9 protein-coding genes are annotated in these 18,213 nt (G+C 64.9%); 5 read left to right on the forward strand and 4 right to left on the reverse strand.

Features of this window, described 5'->3' with window-relative positions; translation table 11 throughout:
- Positions 1–276: 276 nt before the first annotated feature.
- The 4 genes from mexE to LW136_RS12225 all read left to right on the forward strand — a co-directional run bounded on the left by mexE (position 277) and on the right by LW136_RS12225 (position 7,359).
- On the forward strand, positions 277–1,506 hold the full coding sequence (gene mexE, locus LW136_RS12210; protein ID WP_042928125.1) for a multidrug efflux RND transporter periplasmic adaptor subunit MexE: 1,230 nt from the start codon (positions 277–279) through the stop codon (positions 1,504–1,506).
- A gap of 97 nt (positions 1,507–1,603) precedes the next feature.
- Positions 1,604–4,774 (forward strand): efflux RND transporter permease subunit, encoded by a 3,171-nt coding sequence (locus LW136_RS12215; protein ID WP_234172990.1) that lies wholly within the window; start codon positions 1,604–1,606, stop codon positions 4,772–4,774.
- Entirely contained in the window at positions 4,771–6,219 is a 1,449-nt protein-coding gene (locus LW136_RS12220; RefSeq protein WP_230357368.1) for an efflux transporter outer membrane subunit, read from the forward strand. Before LW136_RS12215 ends, LW136_RS12220 begins: the two co-directional genes overlap by 4 nt.
- A 147-nt stretch (positions 6,220–6,366) precedes the next feature.
- Entirely contained in the window at positions 6,367–7,359 is a 993-nt protein-coding gene (locus tag LW136_RS12225; RefSeq protein WP_234172991.1) for a TRAP transporter substrate-binding protein, read from the forward strand.
- Between the two features lie 83 nt (positions 7,360–7,442).
- Here the strand turns inward: LW136_RS12225 and LW136_RS12230 are convergent, their stop codons facing one another.
- The 4 genes from LW136_RS12230 to LW136_RS12245 are packed head-to-tail and all read right to left on the reverse strand — an operon-like array spanning position 7,443 to position 16,384.
- Positions 7,443–8,936 (reverse strand): efflux transporter outer membrane subunit, encoded by a 1,494-nt coding sequence (locus tag LW136_RS12230; protein ID WP_230357371.1) that lies wholly within the window; start codon positions 8,934–8,936, stop codon positions 7,443–7,445.
- Positions 8,933–12,037, reverse strand: a complete 3,105-nt coding sequence (locus LW136_RS12235; RefSeq protein WP_234172992.1) for an efflux RND transporter permease subunit — start codon at positions 12,035–12,037, stop codon at positions 8,933–8,935. The genes LW136_RS12230 and LW136_RS12235 overlap by 4 nt, the downstream gene beginning before the upstream one ends.
- 28 nt (positions 12,038–12,065) lie before the next feature.
- Positions 12,066–15,146: an MdtB/MuxB family multidrug efflux RND transporter permease subunit gene (locus LW136_RS12240; protein WP_234172993.1), complete on the reverse strand. Its 3,081-nt coding sequence runs from the start codon at positions 15,144–15,146 to the stop codon at positions 12,066–12,068.
- Positions 15,143–16,384 carry an MdtA/MuxA family multidrug efflux RND transporter periplasmic adaptor subunit gene (locus tag LW136_RS12245; RefSeq protein WP_234172994.1) on the reverse strand — a complete coding sequence of 414 codons (1,242 nt, stop codon included), beginning with the start codon at positions 16,382–16,384 and terminating at the stop codon, positions 15,143–15,145. Before LW136_RS12245 ends, LW136_RS12240 begins: the two co-directional genes overlap by 4 nt.
- 281 nt (positions 16,385–16,665) lie before the next feature.
- Here LW136_RS12245 and LW136_RS12250 point away from each other — a divergent pair, with 281 nt between their 5' ends.
- Positions 16,666–18,132, forward strand: coding sequence for a lipid II flippase MurJ (locus LW136_RS12250; protein WP_023445346.1), 1,467 nt, complete (start codon positions 16,666–16,668; stop codon positions 18,130–18,132).
- The last annotated feature ends 81 nt before the right edge of the window (positions 18,133–18,213 follow it).

Raw genomic sequence — 18,213 nt, forward strand, 5'->3', positions numbered from 1 at the left:
TAGACAGGCCTGCTCCCGCCAGTGATGCGCTAACCGTTTTTCGTGGTTTCAAGCGTGGTCGCTCGGGAATGCCGCGTCGAGGCTTCGGCGGCGGCAGGGTTCATTCGCGGCCAATACCGCTCCCACGCAAAGGTGAGCAATATCCTCGCGCTTCGCTGATAACGAATGCGCAACCATCACCGCCAATGATATTCACCTTCGCCTCGTTCGATTTTTGCTGAACGGCTTGACCACGCAGACTCCTGCCATCAACAAATCCGACTTGCGGAGTCAAGCATGGAACGTTCGTTCAACGCCTTGCGTTTTCCCCTTATCGCCCTGACGGTGCTGATCACCGCCGCTTGTGGCAAGGCACCGGAGGCCACCCAGTCGGGCATGCCGCCGCCCGCCGTCAGCGTCGCGGAAGTCATCGAACAGCAGGTGACCGAGTGGGATGAACTCACTGGCCGCCTGGAAGCGCCGGAGTCGGTGGAGATCCGCCCGCGCGTGTCCGGTTTCATCGACAAGGTGGCCTTCGAGGAAGGCGCGCTGGTGAAGAAAGGCGACCTCTTGTTCCAGATCGACCCGCGCCCGTTCCAGGCCGAGGTCAAGCGCCTGCAGGCGCAGCTGCAACAGGCTCGCGCCAACCAGCAGCGCACCGTCGCCGAAGCCGAACGCGGCGAACGCCTGCGCAAGAAGAACGCGATTTCCGACGAGCTCGCCGACGCCCGCGTCAGTGCCGCCAGCGAAGCCCGCTCGGCAACCGCGGCGATTCAGGCGCAACTGGACCGCGCGCAGCTGGATCTCTCCTTCACCCGCGTGACCGCGCCCATCGACGGGCGCGTCGGTCGCGCGCTGATCACTGCCGGCAACCTGGTCAACGCCGGTGAGGCGCTGCTGACCACGCTGGTCTCCACCGACAAGGTCTATGCCTATTTCGAGGCCGATGAGCGTACCTACCTCAAGTACCGCGAGCTGGCGCGCAACGGCGACCGTGGCGAGGCGACCCCGGTCTACCTCGGCCTGTCCAGCGAGGACGGTCACCCGCACCTGGGCCACATGGACTTCGTCGACAACCAGGTCGACCCGCGCACCGGCACCATCCGCGGTCGCGCCGTATTCGACAACCGTGACGGCAGCTTCACCCCCGGCCTGTATGCACGCCTGAAGCTGGTCGGCAGCGCGACCTACGACGCCGTGCTGATCAAGGACGTCGCCGTCGGTACGGATCTGGGCAAGAAGTTCGTCCTGGTACTGGCCGAAGACGGCACTGTCGCCTACCGCCCGGTCGAGCTCGGTCCCAAGCTGGAAGGGTTGCGCATCGTCCGCAGCGGTCTGGCCAAGGGCGAAAGCATTGTGGTCAACGGCCTGCAGCGCGTGCGCCCGGGCAGCCCGGTGCAGCCGGAATCGGTGCCGATGGCCGACGCCGAGACGCTGGCCACCCTGCGCCAGCAGAACCGCGCGATCAGCGAGGCGATGAAACCGCAGGTCGTCGAGCGCAGCCTGGCTCAGCGTCCTAGCAGCTGAGCACCTCCCGCAACTGACCTGAACTCCGGCGCGCCTGCCGCGCCAATCCGATCGATCCGCCAGGGCGCCAGACGCGCGCCCTGCCTCGGAGTGCGCCATGAATTTCTCGCAATTCTTCATCAAGCGGCCGATCTTCGCCGCCGTGCTGTCGCTGGTGATCCTCATCGGCGGGGCCATCTCGCTGTTCCAACTGCCGATCAGCGAATACCCCGAAGTTGTCCCGCCCACCGTGGTGGTACGTGCCAACTTCCCCGGCGCCAACCCCAAGGTGATCGGCGAAACCGTCGCCTCGCCGCTGGAACAGGCCATTACCGGCGTCGAGGGCATGCTCTACATGTCCTCCCAGGCGACCGCCGACGGCAAGCTGACCCTGACCATCACCTTTGGCCTGGGCACTGATCTGGACAACGCTCAGGTGCAGGTGCAAAACCGCGTCACGCGCACCATGCCAACGTTGCCCACCGAGGTGCAGCGCCTCGGTGTGACCGTGGACAAGGCGTCGCCGGACCTAACCATGGTGGTGCACCTGACCTCGCCGGATCAGCGCTACGACATGCTCTACCTGTCCAACTACGCCGCGCTCAACGTCAAGGACGAGCTGGCGCGGTTGGACGGCATCGGCGATGTGCAGCTGTTCGGCATGGGCGATTACTCCCTGCGCGTCTGGCTCGACCCGGAGAAGGTCGCCTCGCGCAACCTCACTGCATCGGACGTGGTCAACGCCATTCGCGAGCAGAACCGCCAGGTCGCTGCAGGTTCTCTGGGCGCACCGCCGGCACCGGGCGCGACGGACTTCCAGCTGTCGATCAACACCCAGGGCCGTCTGGTCACCGAGGAAGAATTCGAGAACATCATCATCCGCGCGGGTGAAGACGGCTCGATCACCCGCCTGCGGGACATCGCCCGTGTCGAACTGGGCTCCAGCCAGTACGCGCTGCGTTCGCTGCTGAACAACCAGCCCGCCGTCGCCATTCCGGTATTCCAGCGCCCGGGTTCGAACGCCATCGAAATCTCCGATTCGGTACGGGCACGCATGGCCGAGCTGAAACGCGACTTCCCGGAAGGCGTGGACTACGAGATCGTCTACGACCCGACCATCTTCGTGCGCGGCTCCATCGAAGCGGTGGTGCATACCCTGCTCGAGGCCATCGTGCTGGTGGTGCTGGTAGTCATCCTGTTTCTGCAGACCTGGCGCGCCTCGATCATTCCACTGGCCGCGGTGCCGGTGTCGCTGATCGGCACCTTCGCGGTCATGCACCTGCTCGGTTTCTCGCTCAACGCGCTGTCGCTGTTCGGCCTGGTGCTGGCCATCGGCATCGTGGTGGACGACGCCATTGTCGTGGTGGAAAACGTCGAGCGCAACATCGGCCTCGGCAAGTCGCCGGAGGAAGCGACCCGTCAGGCCATGAAGGAAGTGACCGGCCCGATCATCGCCACGGCGCTGGTGCTCTGCGCGGTGTTCATCCCGACGGCGTTCATTTCCGGCCTCACCGGGCAGTTCTACCAGCAGTTCGCGCTGACCATCGCCATTTCCACGGTGATCTCGGCGTTCAACTCGCTGACCCTGTCGCCGGCACTGGCCGCCGCACTCCTCAGGTCGCACGACGCACCAAAGGACGGCTTCTCGCGTCTGCTCGATCGGATTTTTGGCGGCTGGCTGTTCGCCCCATTCAACCGCATGTTCGACCGCGCCAGCCACGGCTATGTCGGCCTGGTGCGGCGCATCCTGCGCGGCAGCGGCATTGCGCTGGTGGTCTATGTCGGGCTGGTCGGCCTCGGCTACATGGGCTTCGCCAGCACGCCGACCGGTTTTGTGCCACCGCAGGACAAGCAGTACCTGGTCGCCTTCGCCCAGCTGCCGGACGCCGCGACGCTGGACCGCACCGAGGACGTGATCAAACGCATGTCGGAAATTGCCGGCAAACACCCCGGCGTGGAAAACACCGTGGCCTTCCCGGGCTTGTCGATCAACGGCTTCACCAACAGCCCGAACAGCGGCATCGTCTTCACCCCACTCAAGCCCTTCGATGAGCGCAAGGACCCGTCGCTCTCGGCGAACGCCATCGCAGCGGACCTCAACGGTCAGTTCGCGCAGATCCAGGACGCCTTTATCGCCATCTTCCCGCCGCCACCCGTACAGGGCCTGGGCACCATCGGCGGTTTCCGCGTGCAGGTGCAGGACCGCGGCAACCTCGGCTACGAGGAGCTGTACAGCCAGGTGCAGAACGTCATCGCCAAGAGCGCCGACTATCCGGAGCTGGCCGGCCTTTTCACCAGCTATCAGGTGAACGTGCCGCAGGTGGATGCCGACATCGACCGGGAAAAAGCCAAGACCCACGGCGTGCCTATCGACGAGATCTTCGACACCATGCAGGTCTACCTCGGCTCGCTATACGCCAACGACTTCAACCGCTTCGGCCGCACCTATCAGGTCAACGTCCAGGCGGACCAGAAGTTCCGCCTGGCACCGGAGCAGATCGGTCAGCTGAAGGTGCGCAACAACCGCGGCGAGATGGTCCCGCTGTCGACCTTCGTCAACGTCACCGACAGCGCCGGCCCGGATCGGGTGATGCACTACAACGGCTTCCTCACCGCCGAGATCAACGGCGCAGCTGCACCGGGCTACAGCTCCGGTCAGGCCGAGGCAGCCATGGAGCGCCTGCTCAAGGCTGAATTGCCGAATGGCATGAGCTACGAATGGACCGAGCTGACCTATCAGCAGATCCTCGCCGGCAACACCGCGATATTCGTCTTCCCGCTCTGCGTGCTGCTGGCCTTCCTGGTGCTGGCGGCGCAGTACGAGAGCTGGAGCCTGCCGCTGGCGGTGATCCTGATCGTGCCGATGACGCTGCTCTCGGCGATCACCGGGGTGATCCTGGCCGGCAGCGACAACAATGTGTTCACCCAGATCGGCCTGATCGTGCTGGTGGGCCTGGCGTGCAAGAACGCCATCCTCATCGTCGAGTTCGCCAAGGACAAGCAGGAAGAAGGCATGGACCTGCTGGCCGCGATCCTCGAAGCCTGCCGCCTGCGTCTGCGGCCGATCCTGATGACCAGCTTCGCCTTCATCATGGGCGTGGTGCCGCTGGTGCTTTCCAGCGGGGCCGGTGCCGAGATGCGTCATGCCATGGGTGTCGCGGTGTTCAGCGGCATGCTCGGCGTCACCTTCTTCGGCCTGCTGCTGACCCCGGTGTTCTATCTGGTGATTCGTGCCTTCGTCGAGAAACGCGAAGCCCGCAAAGCGGTTTACAAGGAGGCCCGCGCATGAAGTTCTTCGCCCTTTCCCTGCTCACTTTGGCACTGAGCGCCTGTGCGGTAGGCCCCGATTACCGGGCACCGCAGCCGGAACCGGCGCGTATCGACAGCGTTTCGGCTGGCGAATACGACCACTCACGCTTCGAAGCGGCCTGGTGGCAGCAGTTCGACGACCCTACGCTGGACGCCCTGGTCGGCGAAGCCCTGGCCGAGAACCGCGAACTGCGCATCGCCTATGCCCGCCTACGGGCGGCACGGGCTATTCGCGATGACGTCAGCAATGATCGTCTGCCCACCGTCACCGCGGGCGCCAGCGCCGATATCGGCAAGGCCCAGCAACCCGGCGTGACCGAACAGCGCGTGAATGCCGAACGCTACGACCTCGGGCTGGACATGGCCTGGGAGCTGGACCTGTTCGGCCGAATCCAGCGCCGCCTGGAATCCAGCGAGGCGCAGGCTGATGCCGTCGAGGCCGAGCTCTACCAGCTGCAGGTCAGCCTGATTGCCGAGCTGGTGGATGCCTACGGTCAGCTGCGCGGTGCCCAGCTGCGTGAGCGCATCGCCCGCGACAACCTGGCCAACCAGCGCAATTCCCATGAACTGACCGAACAGCTGCGCGAAGCGGGCGTCGGCAGCGAGCTCGACGTTCTGCGCGCCGATGCCCGTCTGGCGGCCACCGAGGCCAGCCTGCCACAACTCAGGGCGCAGCAGGCGCGTGCGCGCAACCGCATCGCCACCCTGCTCGGCCAGCGCGCCGATCAGCTCAGCGTCGACCTCTCGCCCCGCGAGCTGCCGGCAATCGCCAAGTCGCTACCGATTGGCGATCCCGGCGAGCTGCTGCGCCGGCGCCCGGACATTCGAGCTGCCGAACGCCAGCTCGCCGCGGCCACTGCCGATGTCGGCGTGGCAACAGCCGATCTGTTTCCGCGCGTGAGCCTGTCGGGCTTTCTCGGCTTCGTTGCCGGGCGCGGCTCGCAGATCGGTTCCAGCGCGGCGCGGGCCTGGGGCGTGGCGCCGAGCATCAGCTGGGCAGCATTCGACCTGGGCAGCGTGCGGGCCCGCCTGCGTGGTGCCGAAGCCGACGCCGATGCGGCGCTGGCCAGCTATGAGCAACAGGTATTGCTGGCACTGGAAGAGTCAGAGAACGCCTTCAGCGACTACGCCAACGCCCAGCAGCGCCTGCTTTCTTTGGTCCGCCAGTCGACAGCCAGCCGCGCCGCCGCGCAGCAGGCGGAGATCCGCTATCGCGAAGGCACTGCCGATTTCCTCGTGCTGCTCGATGCCGAGCGCGAGCGCCTGACGGCCGAAGACGCTCAGGCGCAAGCCGAAGTGGAGCTCTATCGCGGGGTGGTGGCGCTGTACAAGGCCCTTGGCGGTGGCTGGGAAGTCCCTGAGCAGACGCCGCGAACGGCCGCGGCAGAGCAATTGCAGTCCGAGGGAGGTCGCGCAGAAATGTGACACGGTGCCGCTCCCGCCGGGTTGGTTGGGGAAAGCGCTTTCAGTCGTCACCTATCTTTGGCATAAGGAGCGGCTGAAAGCCTAGAAGCGTCCTCGCGGTCGGTCCGCCTGGATGCACTGCCAACCAACCAGAATAAAGAGTCTTTCATGAAGCCGATCATTACCCTTGCCGGGCTTGTGCTGGCGGTCACCAGCGCATTCGCCCAGGCGGAGCCCATCGTCATCAAGTTTTCTCACGTAGTGGCCGAAGACACGCCCAAGGGCAAGGGTGCGCTGATGTTCAAACGCCTGGCCGAAGAGCGCCTGCCCGGCCAGGTAAGCGTCGAGGTCTACCCGAATTCGACGCTGTTCGGTGATGCCACGGAGCTGGAGGCATTGCGCAACAACGAAGTGCAGCTGCTGGCACCGTCACTGGCGAAGTTCGAGCAATACACCAAGCAGCTGCAGGTATTCGACCTGCCCTTCCTGTTCGACGATATCGACGCGGTAAACCGCTTCCAGAAGCGCACCAAGGGCAAGCAGCTGCTGCGCTCGATGGAAGACCAGAACATCACCGGCCTCGCCTACTGGCACAACGGCATGAAGCAGCTCTCGGCGGCCCGCATGCTACGCCTGCCGAGCGATGCCTCGGGGCTGAGCTTCCGCATTCAACCGTCGGGCGTGCTTGAGGCGCAGTTCGGTGCTGTCGGCGCATCGACCCAGAAGATCGCCTTCGCCGATGTCTACGACGCCCTGCGTACCGGCACCGTACAGGGCGCGGAGAATCCCTGGTCGAACATCTACAGCAAGAAGATGCATACCGTGCAGCCCTACATCATCGAGACCGACCACGGTGTGCTCGATTACATGGTGGTCAGCAACACCCGTTTCTGGATGGGCATGCCGCACAAGATCCGTTTCGAGCTGGAAGCCATCCTCGACGAGGTGAGCTACATGGTGAACCGCGAGGCCGAAGAGCTGAATCAGGCCGATCGTGAACGCATTCGTCAGGCGGGAACGACCGAGATCGTCAGCCTGACCCCGGAAGAGCGCGAGCGCTGGCGCGAAGCGATGCGTCCGGTTTGGCAGCAGTTCGAGCCGGTGATCGGCGCGGACATCATCAAGGCAGCCCAGACCGTCAATCGCAAGCAGCGCAATTGACCGCCGAAAGCGACGCCGCGTAAAACGTGAAAGCCCCGCCGATCCGGCGGGGCTTTTTTTTGGTGCCGGCTTCGCGGCCGGAATCAGGGCGCGTCCGGCGAGGTCGCAGCCGTCGGTGGCTGGTCCAGCTGCTGGCTATCCCAGCCACCGCCCAGCGCGGCGATCAGCAGCACGCTGGCGGTCAGCCGATCGCCCAGCAGGGTCAGGTTGGTGCGCTCGTTGTTCAGCGCGGTGGTCTGCACCGTGGCAACGCTGAGGAAATCGACGGTGCCTGCCCGGTACTGGTTCTCGATCAGACGCAGGGACTCCTGTGCCGCCTCCAGCGCCTCGCGCTGCACAACCGCCTCCTCTTCCAGCACCCGCAGCTGCACCAGGTAATCCTCCACCTCGCGGAAGCTATCGAGCACGGTCTGCCGGTAAGTGGCCACGGTCTGGTCATAACTGGCTTCGGCACGCTCCAGTTCGGCCCGCCGGCTGCCGAAGTCCAACAGTGTCAGCGCGAGTTGCGGGCCGAGCGACCAGAAACGGTTGGGCACACTGAACAGGTCGCTGAAGCTGCTGTTGCGGTAGCCACCGCTCGCCGAAAGCGTCAGGTCCGGGTACCAGGCCGCTTCGGCAACACCGATGTTGGCATTGGCCGCCATGACCTGGCGCTCGGCTGATGCGATATCGGGGCGGCGTTCTAGCAGCTGTGACGGCACGGCCAGCGGCACGCCTGGCAACCCGGGGATGTCCTCGCGCACCGCAATATCCAGCTCCGAGGGCGCAACGCCGATGAGCACGGCGATCGCATGTTCCATCTGCGCCCGCTGCCAGCGCAGGTCGATGGCCTGGGCCTGGGTGCTCTTGAGCTGCGTCTGCGCCTGGGTGACGTCGGATTTCGGCACGATGCCGGCCCGATACTGGTTCTCGGTCAGGCGCAGCGAGCGTGCGTAAGCCGCGACGGTCTGGTCGAGTAGGCGTTGATGTTCGTCGATCACCCGCAGCTGCAGGTAGGTCTGCACCAGCTCGGCCTGCAGGCTCAGCCGCACTGCGGCCAAGTCTGCGGCGCTGGCCTGCATGCTGGCGCGGTTCGCTTCCAGATTGCGCCGCAGTCGGCCCCAGATATCCGCCTCCCAGGACGCACTCAGGCCCGCTTCGTAGCTTTCGCTGACGCCACTGCCGAACGAGCCGCCGCTGGTGTCCGAGCTACCACTGCCCTGCGCCGAACGGGTCACGCCGGCGCTGCCGGAAAGGATCGGGAACAGCTGCGAGCGTGCACCACGTACCAGTGCCCGGGCCTGACGGAACTGCGCCTCGGCCGCGGCCAGGTTCTGATTGTCGACATTCAGCCGGGCGACCAGGGCATCCAACTCGGCATCGCCATAAAGTCGCCACCACTCGCCACGCTCCAGCACATCGGCCGGCGCCGCGGCTTTCCAGCCTTCGGCCTGTTTGAATTCGGTAGCCACGGGCAGCTCCGGACGTTGATAGTCCGGCCCCAGGGTACAGGCGCCCAACGACAGGGCCAGCACGGCAGCTGCGAGGGGCCGCAGGGCATGCTTCAGCGATGAGGGGTTCAGCGACGACGGATTCATAGCGGGTTTTCCAGGGCGGCATCGGTGCGAACACCGCGCCAGCTGTTGAAACGATGACGCAGGCGGTCGAGGTACAGATAGACCACCGGCGTGGTGTAGAGGGTCAGGATCTGGCTCAGCAGCAGACCGCCGATGATGGTCAGACCCAACGGCTGGCGCATCTCGGCGCCCTCCGCGCCGCCGAGCAGCAGCGGCAGCGCGCCGAGAATGGCAGCCATGGTGGTCATCAGGATCGGCCGGAAACGCAGCAGGCAGGCGCGATGGATCGAATCGGCGGGCGACAGCCTGTCGTTGCGCTCGAACTGCAGGGCCAGGTCGATCATCAGGATCGCGTTCTTCTTCACCACGCCGATCAGCAGGAACAGCCCGAGCAGCGAGATCAGGCTGAACTGGTCGCCGGTAAGGATGATCGCCAGCAGCGCGCCGACCCCGGCCGATGGCAGTGTCGAGAGAATGGTCAGCGGATGGATGTAGCTTTCGTAGAGGATGCCCAGCACGATGTAGACCAGCAGCAAGGCGCCGAGAATCATCAGTGGCTGGCCTTGCTGGGTGCTCTCGAAGGCGCTGCCGGTGCCGCCGAGGCGGCCCTGTATCTCACTCGGCATGCCGATAGCGGCGACGGCGCGCTCGATGGCCAGGGTCGCCTGATCGAGGCTGACGTCGGGTGCGAGGTCGAAATCGATGTTCTCCGCAGCGAACTGCCCGTCGTGGCTGACTCGATCCTCCTCCAGGCTGCGTTCGTAGCGGGCGAAAGCAGCCAGCGGCACGCGTCGGCCATCCTCGGTGATGATGTGGATCTGCTCCAGCACCTCGGGGTACTGCGCGTAGCTGGGGTCGATCTCCATCACGACCTGGTACTGGTTGAGCGATTCGTAGATGGTGGAAATCTGCCGCTGGCTGAAGGCGTTGTTGAGCAGCGTGGTCACCGTACTCATGTCGATGCCCAGACGCTTGGCCGCATCGCGATCGATCTTCAGGCTGATCTGCTGCGCGCCCTCGCCGTCATTGGCGTCGATGCTGGTCAGTTCCGGCAGCGCCGACAGTGCCTGGGTGACCCGCGGCACCCAGGTGCGCAGGTCGTTCAGGTCGCTCGCCAGCAGCGTGTAGGAATAGGCCGAGCTGCTCTGCCGGCCACCGCCGAACTGCAGGTCCTGATCGGCCATGAGGAACATGCGCCCGCCAGGCACCTTGGGCTGGTTCTTGCGGATGCGCTCGATGACCTTCTGCGCCGAGATCTTCCGCTCGCTCAGCGGTTTGAGGCGCACGATCATGAAGGCGTTGTTGATGCCGCCCTGCCCGCCGATGAAGCCCGCCACGCTCTCCACCGCCGGATCCGCCAGCACCGCCTTGCGGAAGACCTCCATCTTCGGCTGCATGACCTGGAAGGACAGACCGTCATCACCGCGGATAAAGCCGGTCAGCTGGCCGGTGTCCTGCTGTGGCAGGAAGGTCTTGGGCACCTGCACGTAGAGCACCACGTTCAGCGCGATGGTCGCCAGCAGGCTCAGCAGCGTGATGCGGCGGTGCCGCAGTGCCCAGCTCAGCGAACGGTCGTAGTGACGCAGCAACCACTGATGGGCCTGGTGGCTCCAGCGCTGCAGGCGCCCTTCCTGCGCGGGCTGATGCGGTTTGAGCCAGCGCGCGCAGAGCATCGGTGTCAGCGTCAGCGAAACCAGCAGCGAGACCAGGATCGCCGCCGCCAGGGTGATGGAAAACTCGCGGAACAGCCGCTCGACGATGCCGCCCATGTAGAGGATGGAGACGAATACCACCACCAGTGAGAGGTTCATCGACAGCAACGTGAAACCGACTTCGCGGGTGCCGACGTAGGCGGCCTTCAACGGCGGCATGCCGTCGTCGATATGCCGGGCGATGTTCTCCAGCACCACGATGGCGTCGTCCACCACCAGGCCGGCGGCCAGGATCAGCGCCATCAGCGAGAGGATGTTCAGCGAGAAGCCGAACAGGTACATCACGGCAAAGGTACCGACCAGCGACACCGGCACCGCCAGCGCCGGGATCAATGCAGTACGCAGGCTGCCGAGAAACAGGAACACCAGCACGATGACCAGCGCCACCGCGATCAGCAGCGTGCGTTCGGCCTCGTGCAGCGTGGCGCGGATCACCGGCGAGCGGTCCATGGCGATGTTCAGATCGACGCTGCCGGGCATGATCGCCTGCAGCGCCGGCAGTTCGCGGCGGATGCCCTCGATGGTTTCGATGATGTTGGCGCCGGCCTGGCGATTGACGATCAGCAGCACGGCCTGCTCGTTGTTGAAGAAGCCGCTGTTGTAGCGGTCCTCCACCGAATCGCGCACCTTTGCGACATCGCCCAGGCGCAGCGCCGCACCGTCCTGGTAGCGGATGATCAGCGGTGTGTAGTCGGCCGCCTCGTGCAGCTGATCGTTGGCACGAACCTGCCAGTGGCGGTCCGCGTCCTCGACCATCCCCTTGGGTCGGCGCACGTTGCCGTTGGCGATGGTCTGGCGCACTTCGTCCAGCGACACGCCGTACTGCTCCAGCTGCTGCGGCTGCAGTTCGATGCGCACGGCGGGCAGCGAGCTGCCGCCTACCTGGATCTCGCCGACGCCGGACACCTGCGACAGCTTCTGCGCCAGGATGGTCGAGCCGATGTCGTACAGCTCGGCCTTGTCCAGCACGTCCGAGGTCAGCGAGAGCACCATGATCGGTGCCTGGGACGGATTGATCTTGCGGTAGGTGGGCATACTGCGCATGCCGCTGGGCAGCAGGTTGCGCGCGGCGTTGATGGCCGCCTGCACGTCGCGGGCGGCGCCATTGATCTCGCGGTCCAGGTCGAACTGGATGATGATCCGCGTCGAGCCCTGGCTGCTGCGACTGGTCATCTGGCTGACGCCGGCGATGCTGCCCAGCGAGCGCTCCAGTGGCGTGGCCACGCTGGAGGCCATGATCTCCGGGCTGGCGCCGGGCAGGCTGGCCTGCACGGTGATTACCGGGAAATCCATGTTCGGCAGCGGCGATACCGGCAGCAGGCCGAAGCTGACGCCACCCAGCAACAGGATCGCCAGACTGAGCAACATGGTCGCCACGGGACGGGCGATAAAGGGTGCGGAAAGGTTCATACCCGCCCCCGCACGATCGCAGGCCGGCTCACGTTTCAGCCTCCACCAGCGGCTCGCGGCGACGCCCGAAGCGCTGGCCGAGGCGGTCGAAGAACAGGTAGATCACCGGTGTGGTGAACAGCGTCAGCAGCTGGCTGAGCAGCAGACCGCCGGCCAGCACCAGGCCGAGCGGCTGGCGCAACTCGGCACCGGAGCCGGATGCCAGCATCAGTGGAATCGCACCGAACAGCGCCGCCAGCGTGGTCATCAGGATCGGCCGGAAACGCAGCAGCGCCGCGCGATAGATCGCGTCCTGCGGACTCATGCCCTGCTGCCGTTCGGCCTCCAGGGCGAAGTCGATCATCATGATCGCGTTCTTCTTGACGATGCCGATCAAGAGGATGATGCCGATGATCGCGATAAGCCCGAGGTCGTTACCGGTCAGCAGCAAGGCTAGCAAGGCACCGACCGCCGCCGAGGGCAGCGTGGAGAGGATGGTGATCGGGTGGATATAGCTCTCGTAGAGCACGCCGAGCACGATGTACATCGTCACCACCGCGGCGAGGATCAGCAGCAGCGTGCTCGACAGCGAGGCGCGGAAGGCCTCGGCGGCGCCCTGGAAACGCGTCTGGATACCGGCCGGCAGGCCGATCTCCTGCTCCACCGCTTCGATCACTTCCACCGCCTTACCGAGCGACACGCCGCTGGCCAGGTTGAACGACAGGGTCACCGCCGGGAACTGGCCGATATGGTTGATCAGCAAGGGCGCGTTGCGTTGCTCCAGCGTCGCCAGGCTCGACAATCGCACCGGTGTGCCGCCTTCGCTCTGCACGAATAGTTGCTCCAGCGCCTGCGGGCCGAGGCGGTTGCCCGCCTCTGCCTCCAGCACCACGCGGTACTGGCTAGCCTGGGTGAAGATGGTGGAAATCTGCCGTTGGCCGAAGGCGTCGTACAGCGCATCGGTGATATCCGCGACCTGGATGCCCAAGCGCGCCGCGGCGTCGCGGTCGATGTCCAGATAGATCTGCAGGCCGCTGCTTTGCAGATCGCTGGCCACATCGGTCAGCTCCGGCCGCTCGCGCAGCGCCTCGACCAACCGCGGCGTCCACTCCTGCAGCAGCTCGCCGTCCGGCGTCTCTAGGCTGAACTGGAATTGCGTGCGGCTGATCCGGTCCTCGATGGACAGATCCTGCACCGGCTGCAGGTACAGCTCGATACCTGGCACCTTGGCCAGCTCCGGTCGCAGCCGGTCGATGATCTGGCTGGCAGTCAGGTCTCGCTCGCCGTGGGGCTTGAGATTGATCAGCAGGCGGCCGCTGTTGAGCGTGACGTTGTCGCCATCCACGCCGATGTAGGACGACAGGCTGTCCACCGCCGGATCGGCAAGAATCACCCGCGCCAGTGCCTGCTGGCGCTCGCTCATGGCGCGGAAGGAGATCGACTGCGGCGCCTCGCTGATGCCCTGAATCACGCCGGTGTCCTGCACCGGGAAGAAGCCCTTGGGCACGGCGAGATAGAGCACGACGGTAAGGCCAAGCGTCGCAACCGCGACCAGAAGGGTCAGCGTCTGGTGGCGCAATACCCAGGTCAGCCAGCGCGAGTAACCGCCGATCAGCCGCTCGACCCAGTCAGGCTTGGCCTCGGTGGCCGTCTGCGGCTTGAGCAGCTTGGCGCACATCATCGGCGTCAGCGTCAGCGACACCACCAGCGAGATCAGAATCGCCACCGCCAGGGTGATGGCGAACTCGCGAAACAGCCGGCCGACGACGTCCTGCATGAACAGCAGCGGGATCAGCACGGCGATCAGCGAGAAGGTCAGCGAGATCAGCGTAAAACCGATCTGCCGTGCGCCCTTGAGCGCGGCGTTGAGCGGTGTCTCGCCCTCCTCCAGGTGCCGCGCGATGTTCTCCAGCATGACGATGGCATCGTCCACCACGAAGCCGGTGGCAATCGTCAGCGCCATCAAGGTCAGGTTGTTCAGGGAGAAACCGCAGACGTACATCACCGCGAAGGTGCCGACCAGTGACAGCGGCACGGCAATTGACGGGATCACCGTGGCCGAGAGCTTCTTGAGAAAGACGAAGGTGACCATCACCACCAGGAAGGTGGCGAGCATCAGCTCATGCTGCACATCGGTGACGGCGGCGCGGATGGTCTGGGTACGGTCGGTGAGCACCACCACATCCAGGCCGGCCGGCATGCTGGCCGTCACTTCCGGCAGCAGCGCCTGGATGCGTTCGACCACGTCGATGACATTGGCACCGGGCTGGCGCTGGACGTTGAGCAGCACCGCCTGGCTCTCGTTGGCCCAGGCCGCGAGGCGCTCGTTCTCGGCGCCGTCGATGATGTCGGCGACATCCTTAAGCCGCAGCGCGGCGCCATCCTCATAGGTGAGGATCAGCTCGGCATATTCCTCAGGCGTTTTCAGCTGGTCGTTGGCGTCGAGCATCGACACCCGGGTCGGGCCGTCGAAGTTGCCTTTGGGCTGGTTGACGTTGGAGCTGGTGATCAGCGAGCGCACGTCGGCCAGCGAAAGGCCGTACGCGGCAAGTGCTTCCGGGTTGGTGCGGATACGCACCGCCGGGCGCTGGCCACCAGCGATACTGACCATGCCGACGCCGTTGATCTGCGCCAGTTTCTGCGCCATGCGCGTGTCGACCAGATCATGCAGTTTGGGCAGCGGCAGCGATTCGGACGTCACGGCCAGGGTCAGCACCGGCGTGTCGGCCGGGTTGACCTTGTTGTACACCGGCGGCGCCGGCAGATCGTTGGGCAGCAGGTTGTTCGCCGCGTTGATCGCGGCCTGCACTTCCTGTTCCGCGACATCCAGCGCCACGTCCAGCGAAAAGCGCAGGGTAATCACCGAGGCGCCGCCGGAACTGGTGGATGACAGCTGCTCGAGCCCCGGCATCTGCCCGAACTGGCGTTCCAACGGTGCGGTAACGGCACTGGTCATGACTTCGGGACTGGCGCCAGGGTAAAGCGTCATCACCCGGATTGTCGGGTAGTCCACCTGTGGCAATGCCGCCACTGGCAACAGCTTGTAGGCGATCAGTCCTGCCAGCAGGATTGCGATCATGCTCAGCGTGGTCGCAACCGGTCGCAGGATGAACAACCGCGAGATGTTCATCGCTCTTCGCGCTCCGCAGCCTCACCGCCCCCGAGCACCGGATTTTCCGCAGCCTGCTCGGCCATGCGCTGGCTGCCGACGACCTCCACTTCAGCGCCATCGCGCAGGCGGTCGGTGCCTTCCATCACCACCCGCTCGCCCACCTTCAAGCCCTTGAGCACCACCGTGGTCGCGCCGTTGGTAGGCCCGGCCTGCAGCGTCCGCAGTTCCACCTTGTTGTCGTCGCCGACGACATAGGCGAAGGTGCCGCGCGAACCGAACTGCAGCGCCGCAGACGGAATCAACACGGCGTCACGCAGGGTCTCCACCCGCAGGCGCACGTTGACGAACTGGTTGGGGATCAGCAGCTCTGCTTCATTGTCGAAACGCGCCTTCAGGCGCAGCGTGCCGGTAGTCGCATCAATCTGGTTATCAATGCTCTCCAGCACGCCCTCGCCAAACTGGATCTTTTCACCGCGATCCCAGATCTGCACTGCAAGCTCATCGCCCTGGCGATAGCGCGTCAGCACCGGCAGCAACTCGCCTTCGGGCAGGGTGAAGCTGATGGACATCGGCTGGGTCTGGGTAATCACCACCAGCGGCGTGGTGTCGTTGGCAGCTACCAGATTGCCCACATCGAGCTGGCGCAGGCCGACCCGACCATCGATGGGCGAGCGAATCTGGGTGAACTCGAGATTCAGGCGCGCCTCGTTGACCGACGCCTGATTGGCGGCCAGCGTGCCCTGGTACTGGCTGACCAGCGCTTCCTGGGTATCCAGGGTCTGCTTGGCGATGCTGTCATCGGCGTAGAGACCGCGATAACGCTCGAAATCCACCTGCGCGTTCTTCAGCTGCGCGCGGTTCTGCTGCAAGGTGCCCTCCGCCTGCTGCAGCGCGACCTTGTATGGGCGAGGGTCGATCACCGCCAGCAGATCGCCCTTCTTGACACGCTGCCCCTCCTCGAAACGCAGCTCGACCAGCTCGCCACCGACCCGGCTGCGCAGATTGACGGTATTCAACGGTGTCACGCTGCCGAGCGCCTTGTTGAAGACCTCGAATTGACCCTGCTCCACCTTGGCCACGCGCACGGGCACTGGCCCGCCAAACGCGCCGAAGCCCGGACGCCCGCCCGGCCGCTGAGGGGTTTCCTGAGGTGCAGGCCACAGCCACCAGACCAGCAGCCCGATGGCAGCTACGGCGAGGATGATGAGCAGCCAACGAAGGCTGGAACGCGCGGAAGAAGGATGAGCCACGGTCATGAACGGGGTTCGCTTGAAAAGGAGCGTGAACCATAAGCAGTCGCGAACCGCTCGCAAAGTGCCTTTACGGCATTTTTACGTATCGGCATGTATGAAGAGCCCCAGAGAGGCCGGTACGCGTCGGAACCATGTGCCGGGTCTTAAGTCTATTTAGCGTTCTTCTCGGGCACCGGGCTGCGAGGGGAAGAGCTGTAAGCAGGCCGTATGGTCTGCCAGCACGTCGAATCGGACATTGTCGTGTCGCTAACGGGCCATCATCGATGGCCAGCAAGGATCAAGGAATGAATGTATCGCTGGTCATTCTGGCGTTGACCGTCGCCAGTTTTCTTCTCGGGTTTCTTCGCGATCTGTTCATCGCCCGCTCCTTCGGCCTCAGCTGGGAAGCGGACCTCATCTTCGTCGCCCTGATCCTGCCGCTGTTCTTCGAGAACTTCCTCGGCCTCGCCTTGCGCGACGCCATGATCCCTTACCTGCAGAAGCTGCGCAGCCAGTCGCAATCGCTGTTCGAGGCGGTCGCGCGCTGGCTTTACTGGCGCATCATGCTGCTCGGTGGCGCGGCCTGCCTGCTGATACTGCTGACCAGCTACTGGGTGCTGAACGCCCTGGCACCGGGCTGGACACCGGAACAGGTCGCCAACGGACAACTGGTCTTCTGCGTCGGCGCGCTGCTGATCGGCGTACAGGCCGCGCTGTACTGCCAGGGCGCGTTGCTCAACATGGACAACGTGTTCGTCATGCCGATGACACGAACCCTACTGCTCAATGCCGGGGCCATCATCGGGATTCTGCTGTTCGAACCCAGCGGCATGGTGATCTTTCTCGGCATGCTTTTGCCGCAGTTGGCCCTGATCGTCGTGCAGCACCGCCGTATTCATTATCTGCGGGGAGAGGCGCAACCGCTGGAAAAAGGTCACGGCAGTCAGTTCGGCCTGGCATTCGCCCCGGTACTGATGGCCGCTGGCGCGCAGCAGGCGTGCATCCTGGCCGAGCGGATGTTCGCCTCGTTCCTTGAGGAAGGCAGCATCACCATGCTGTCGTTCGCCTTCCGCATCGTCACCATCCCGCTGACGCTGTACGCGATGTCGGTGCTTTCCGTGCTCTTTCCGCAGTTCTCCTCCAGCTGGAACGAGCAGGATCACAGCGCTCATGCCGCGGTGATTCGCAAGGGGCTGCTGGCGACGTTGCTGTTCCTGGTGCCGGCCACCGTCGTGCTTTGCTCCTTCCCGGAAGCGGTGGTCGCGGTACTGCTCGAGCGCGGCGAGTTCGGCGCCACGCAAACCCAGGCAACCGCCTCGCTGATGGTCATCTACGCGCTTGGTCTGCCGTCGATGGGGCTCGCCCTGCTCTGGGGCCGCGCCCTGCTCGCCCAGCACCAGGTTCGCCTGTTTCTGGTGATCACGCTGATCAGCTCGGCCATGACCATCGCCCTGGATGCCGCGCTTTACAAGCACTATGGCGCCGCAGGCCTGGCACTGGCCTTCTCCAGCGGTGTCACGCTGCAGGCGCTGTTCATGGGGTTGTTCGTCTATCGCGCCTCGCCCAAGGGCGCCGGTGTGGCTGTGCTCGCGCGCTGGGCCGCGACAGCAGCGGTGTTGGCCGCCGCGCTGCACTTCGTGCCTCAGCCACAAGGCTTTATCGAACTCTGCGTCTATATCGGCCTGGTGCTGATCGGTTTCGCCGCCGGCGTGACCTTGCTCGGCGAGCGCGACCTGTTCAAGCCACGCTACTGGTCCATGCGCAAGGCCTGACGGCAACGCGGCGGTCCTGCATCGCCGCTCTTTCGATCATCACCGACAACAGAAACAAAAAGGCCGCTGACATCAGACAGC

This window comes from Stutzerimonas kunmingensis (genome assembly GCF_021432085.1).
Lineage (GTDB): Bacteria > Pseudomonadota > Gammaproteobacteria > Pseudomonadales > Pseudomonadaceae > Stutzerimonas.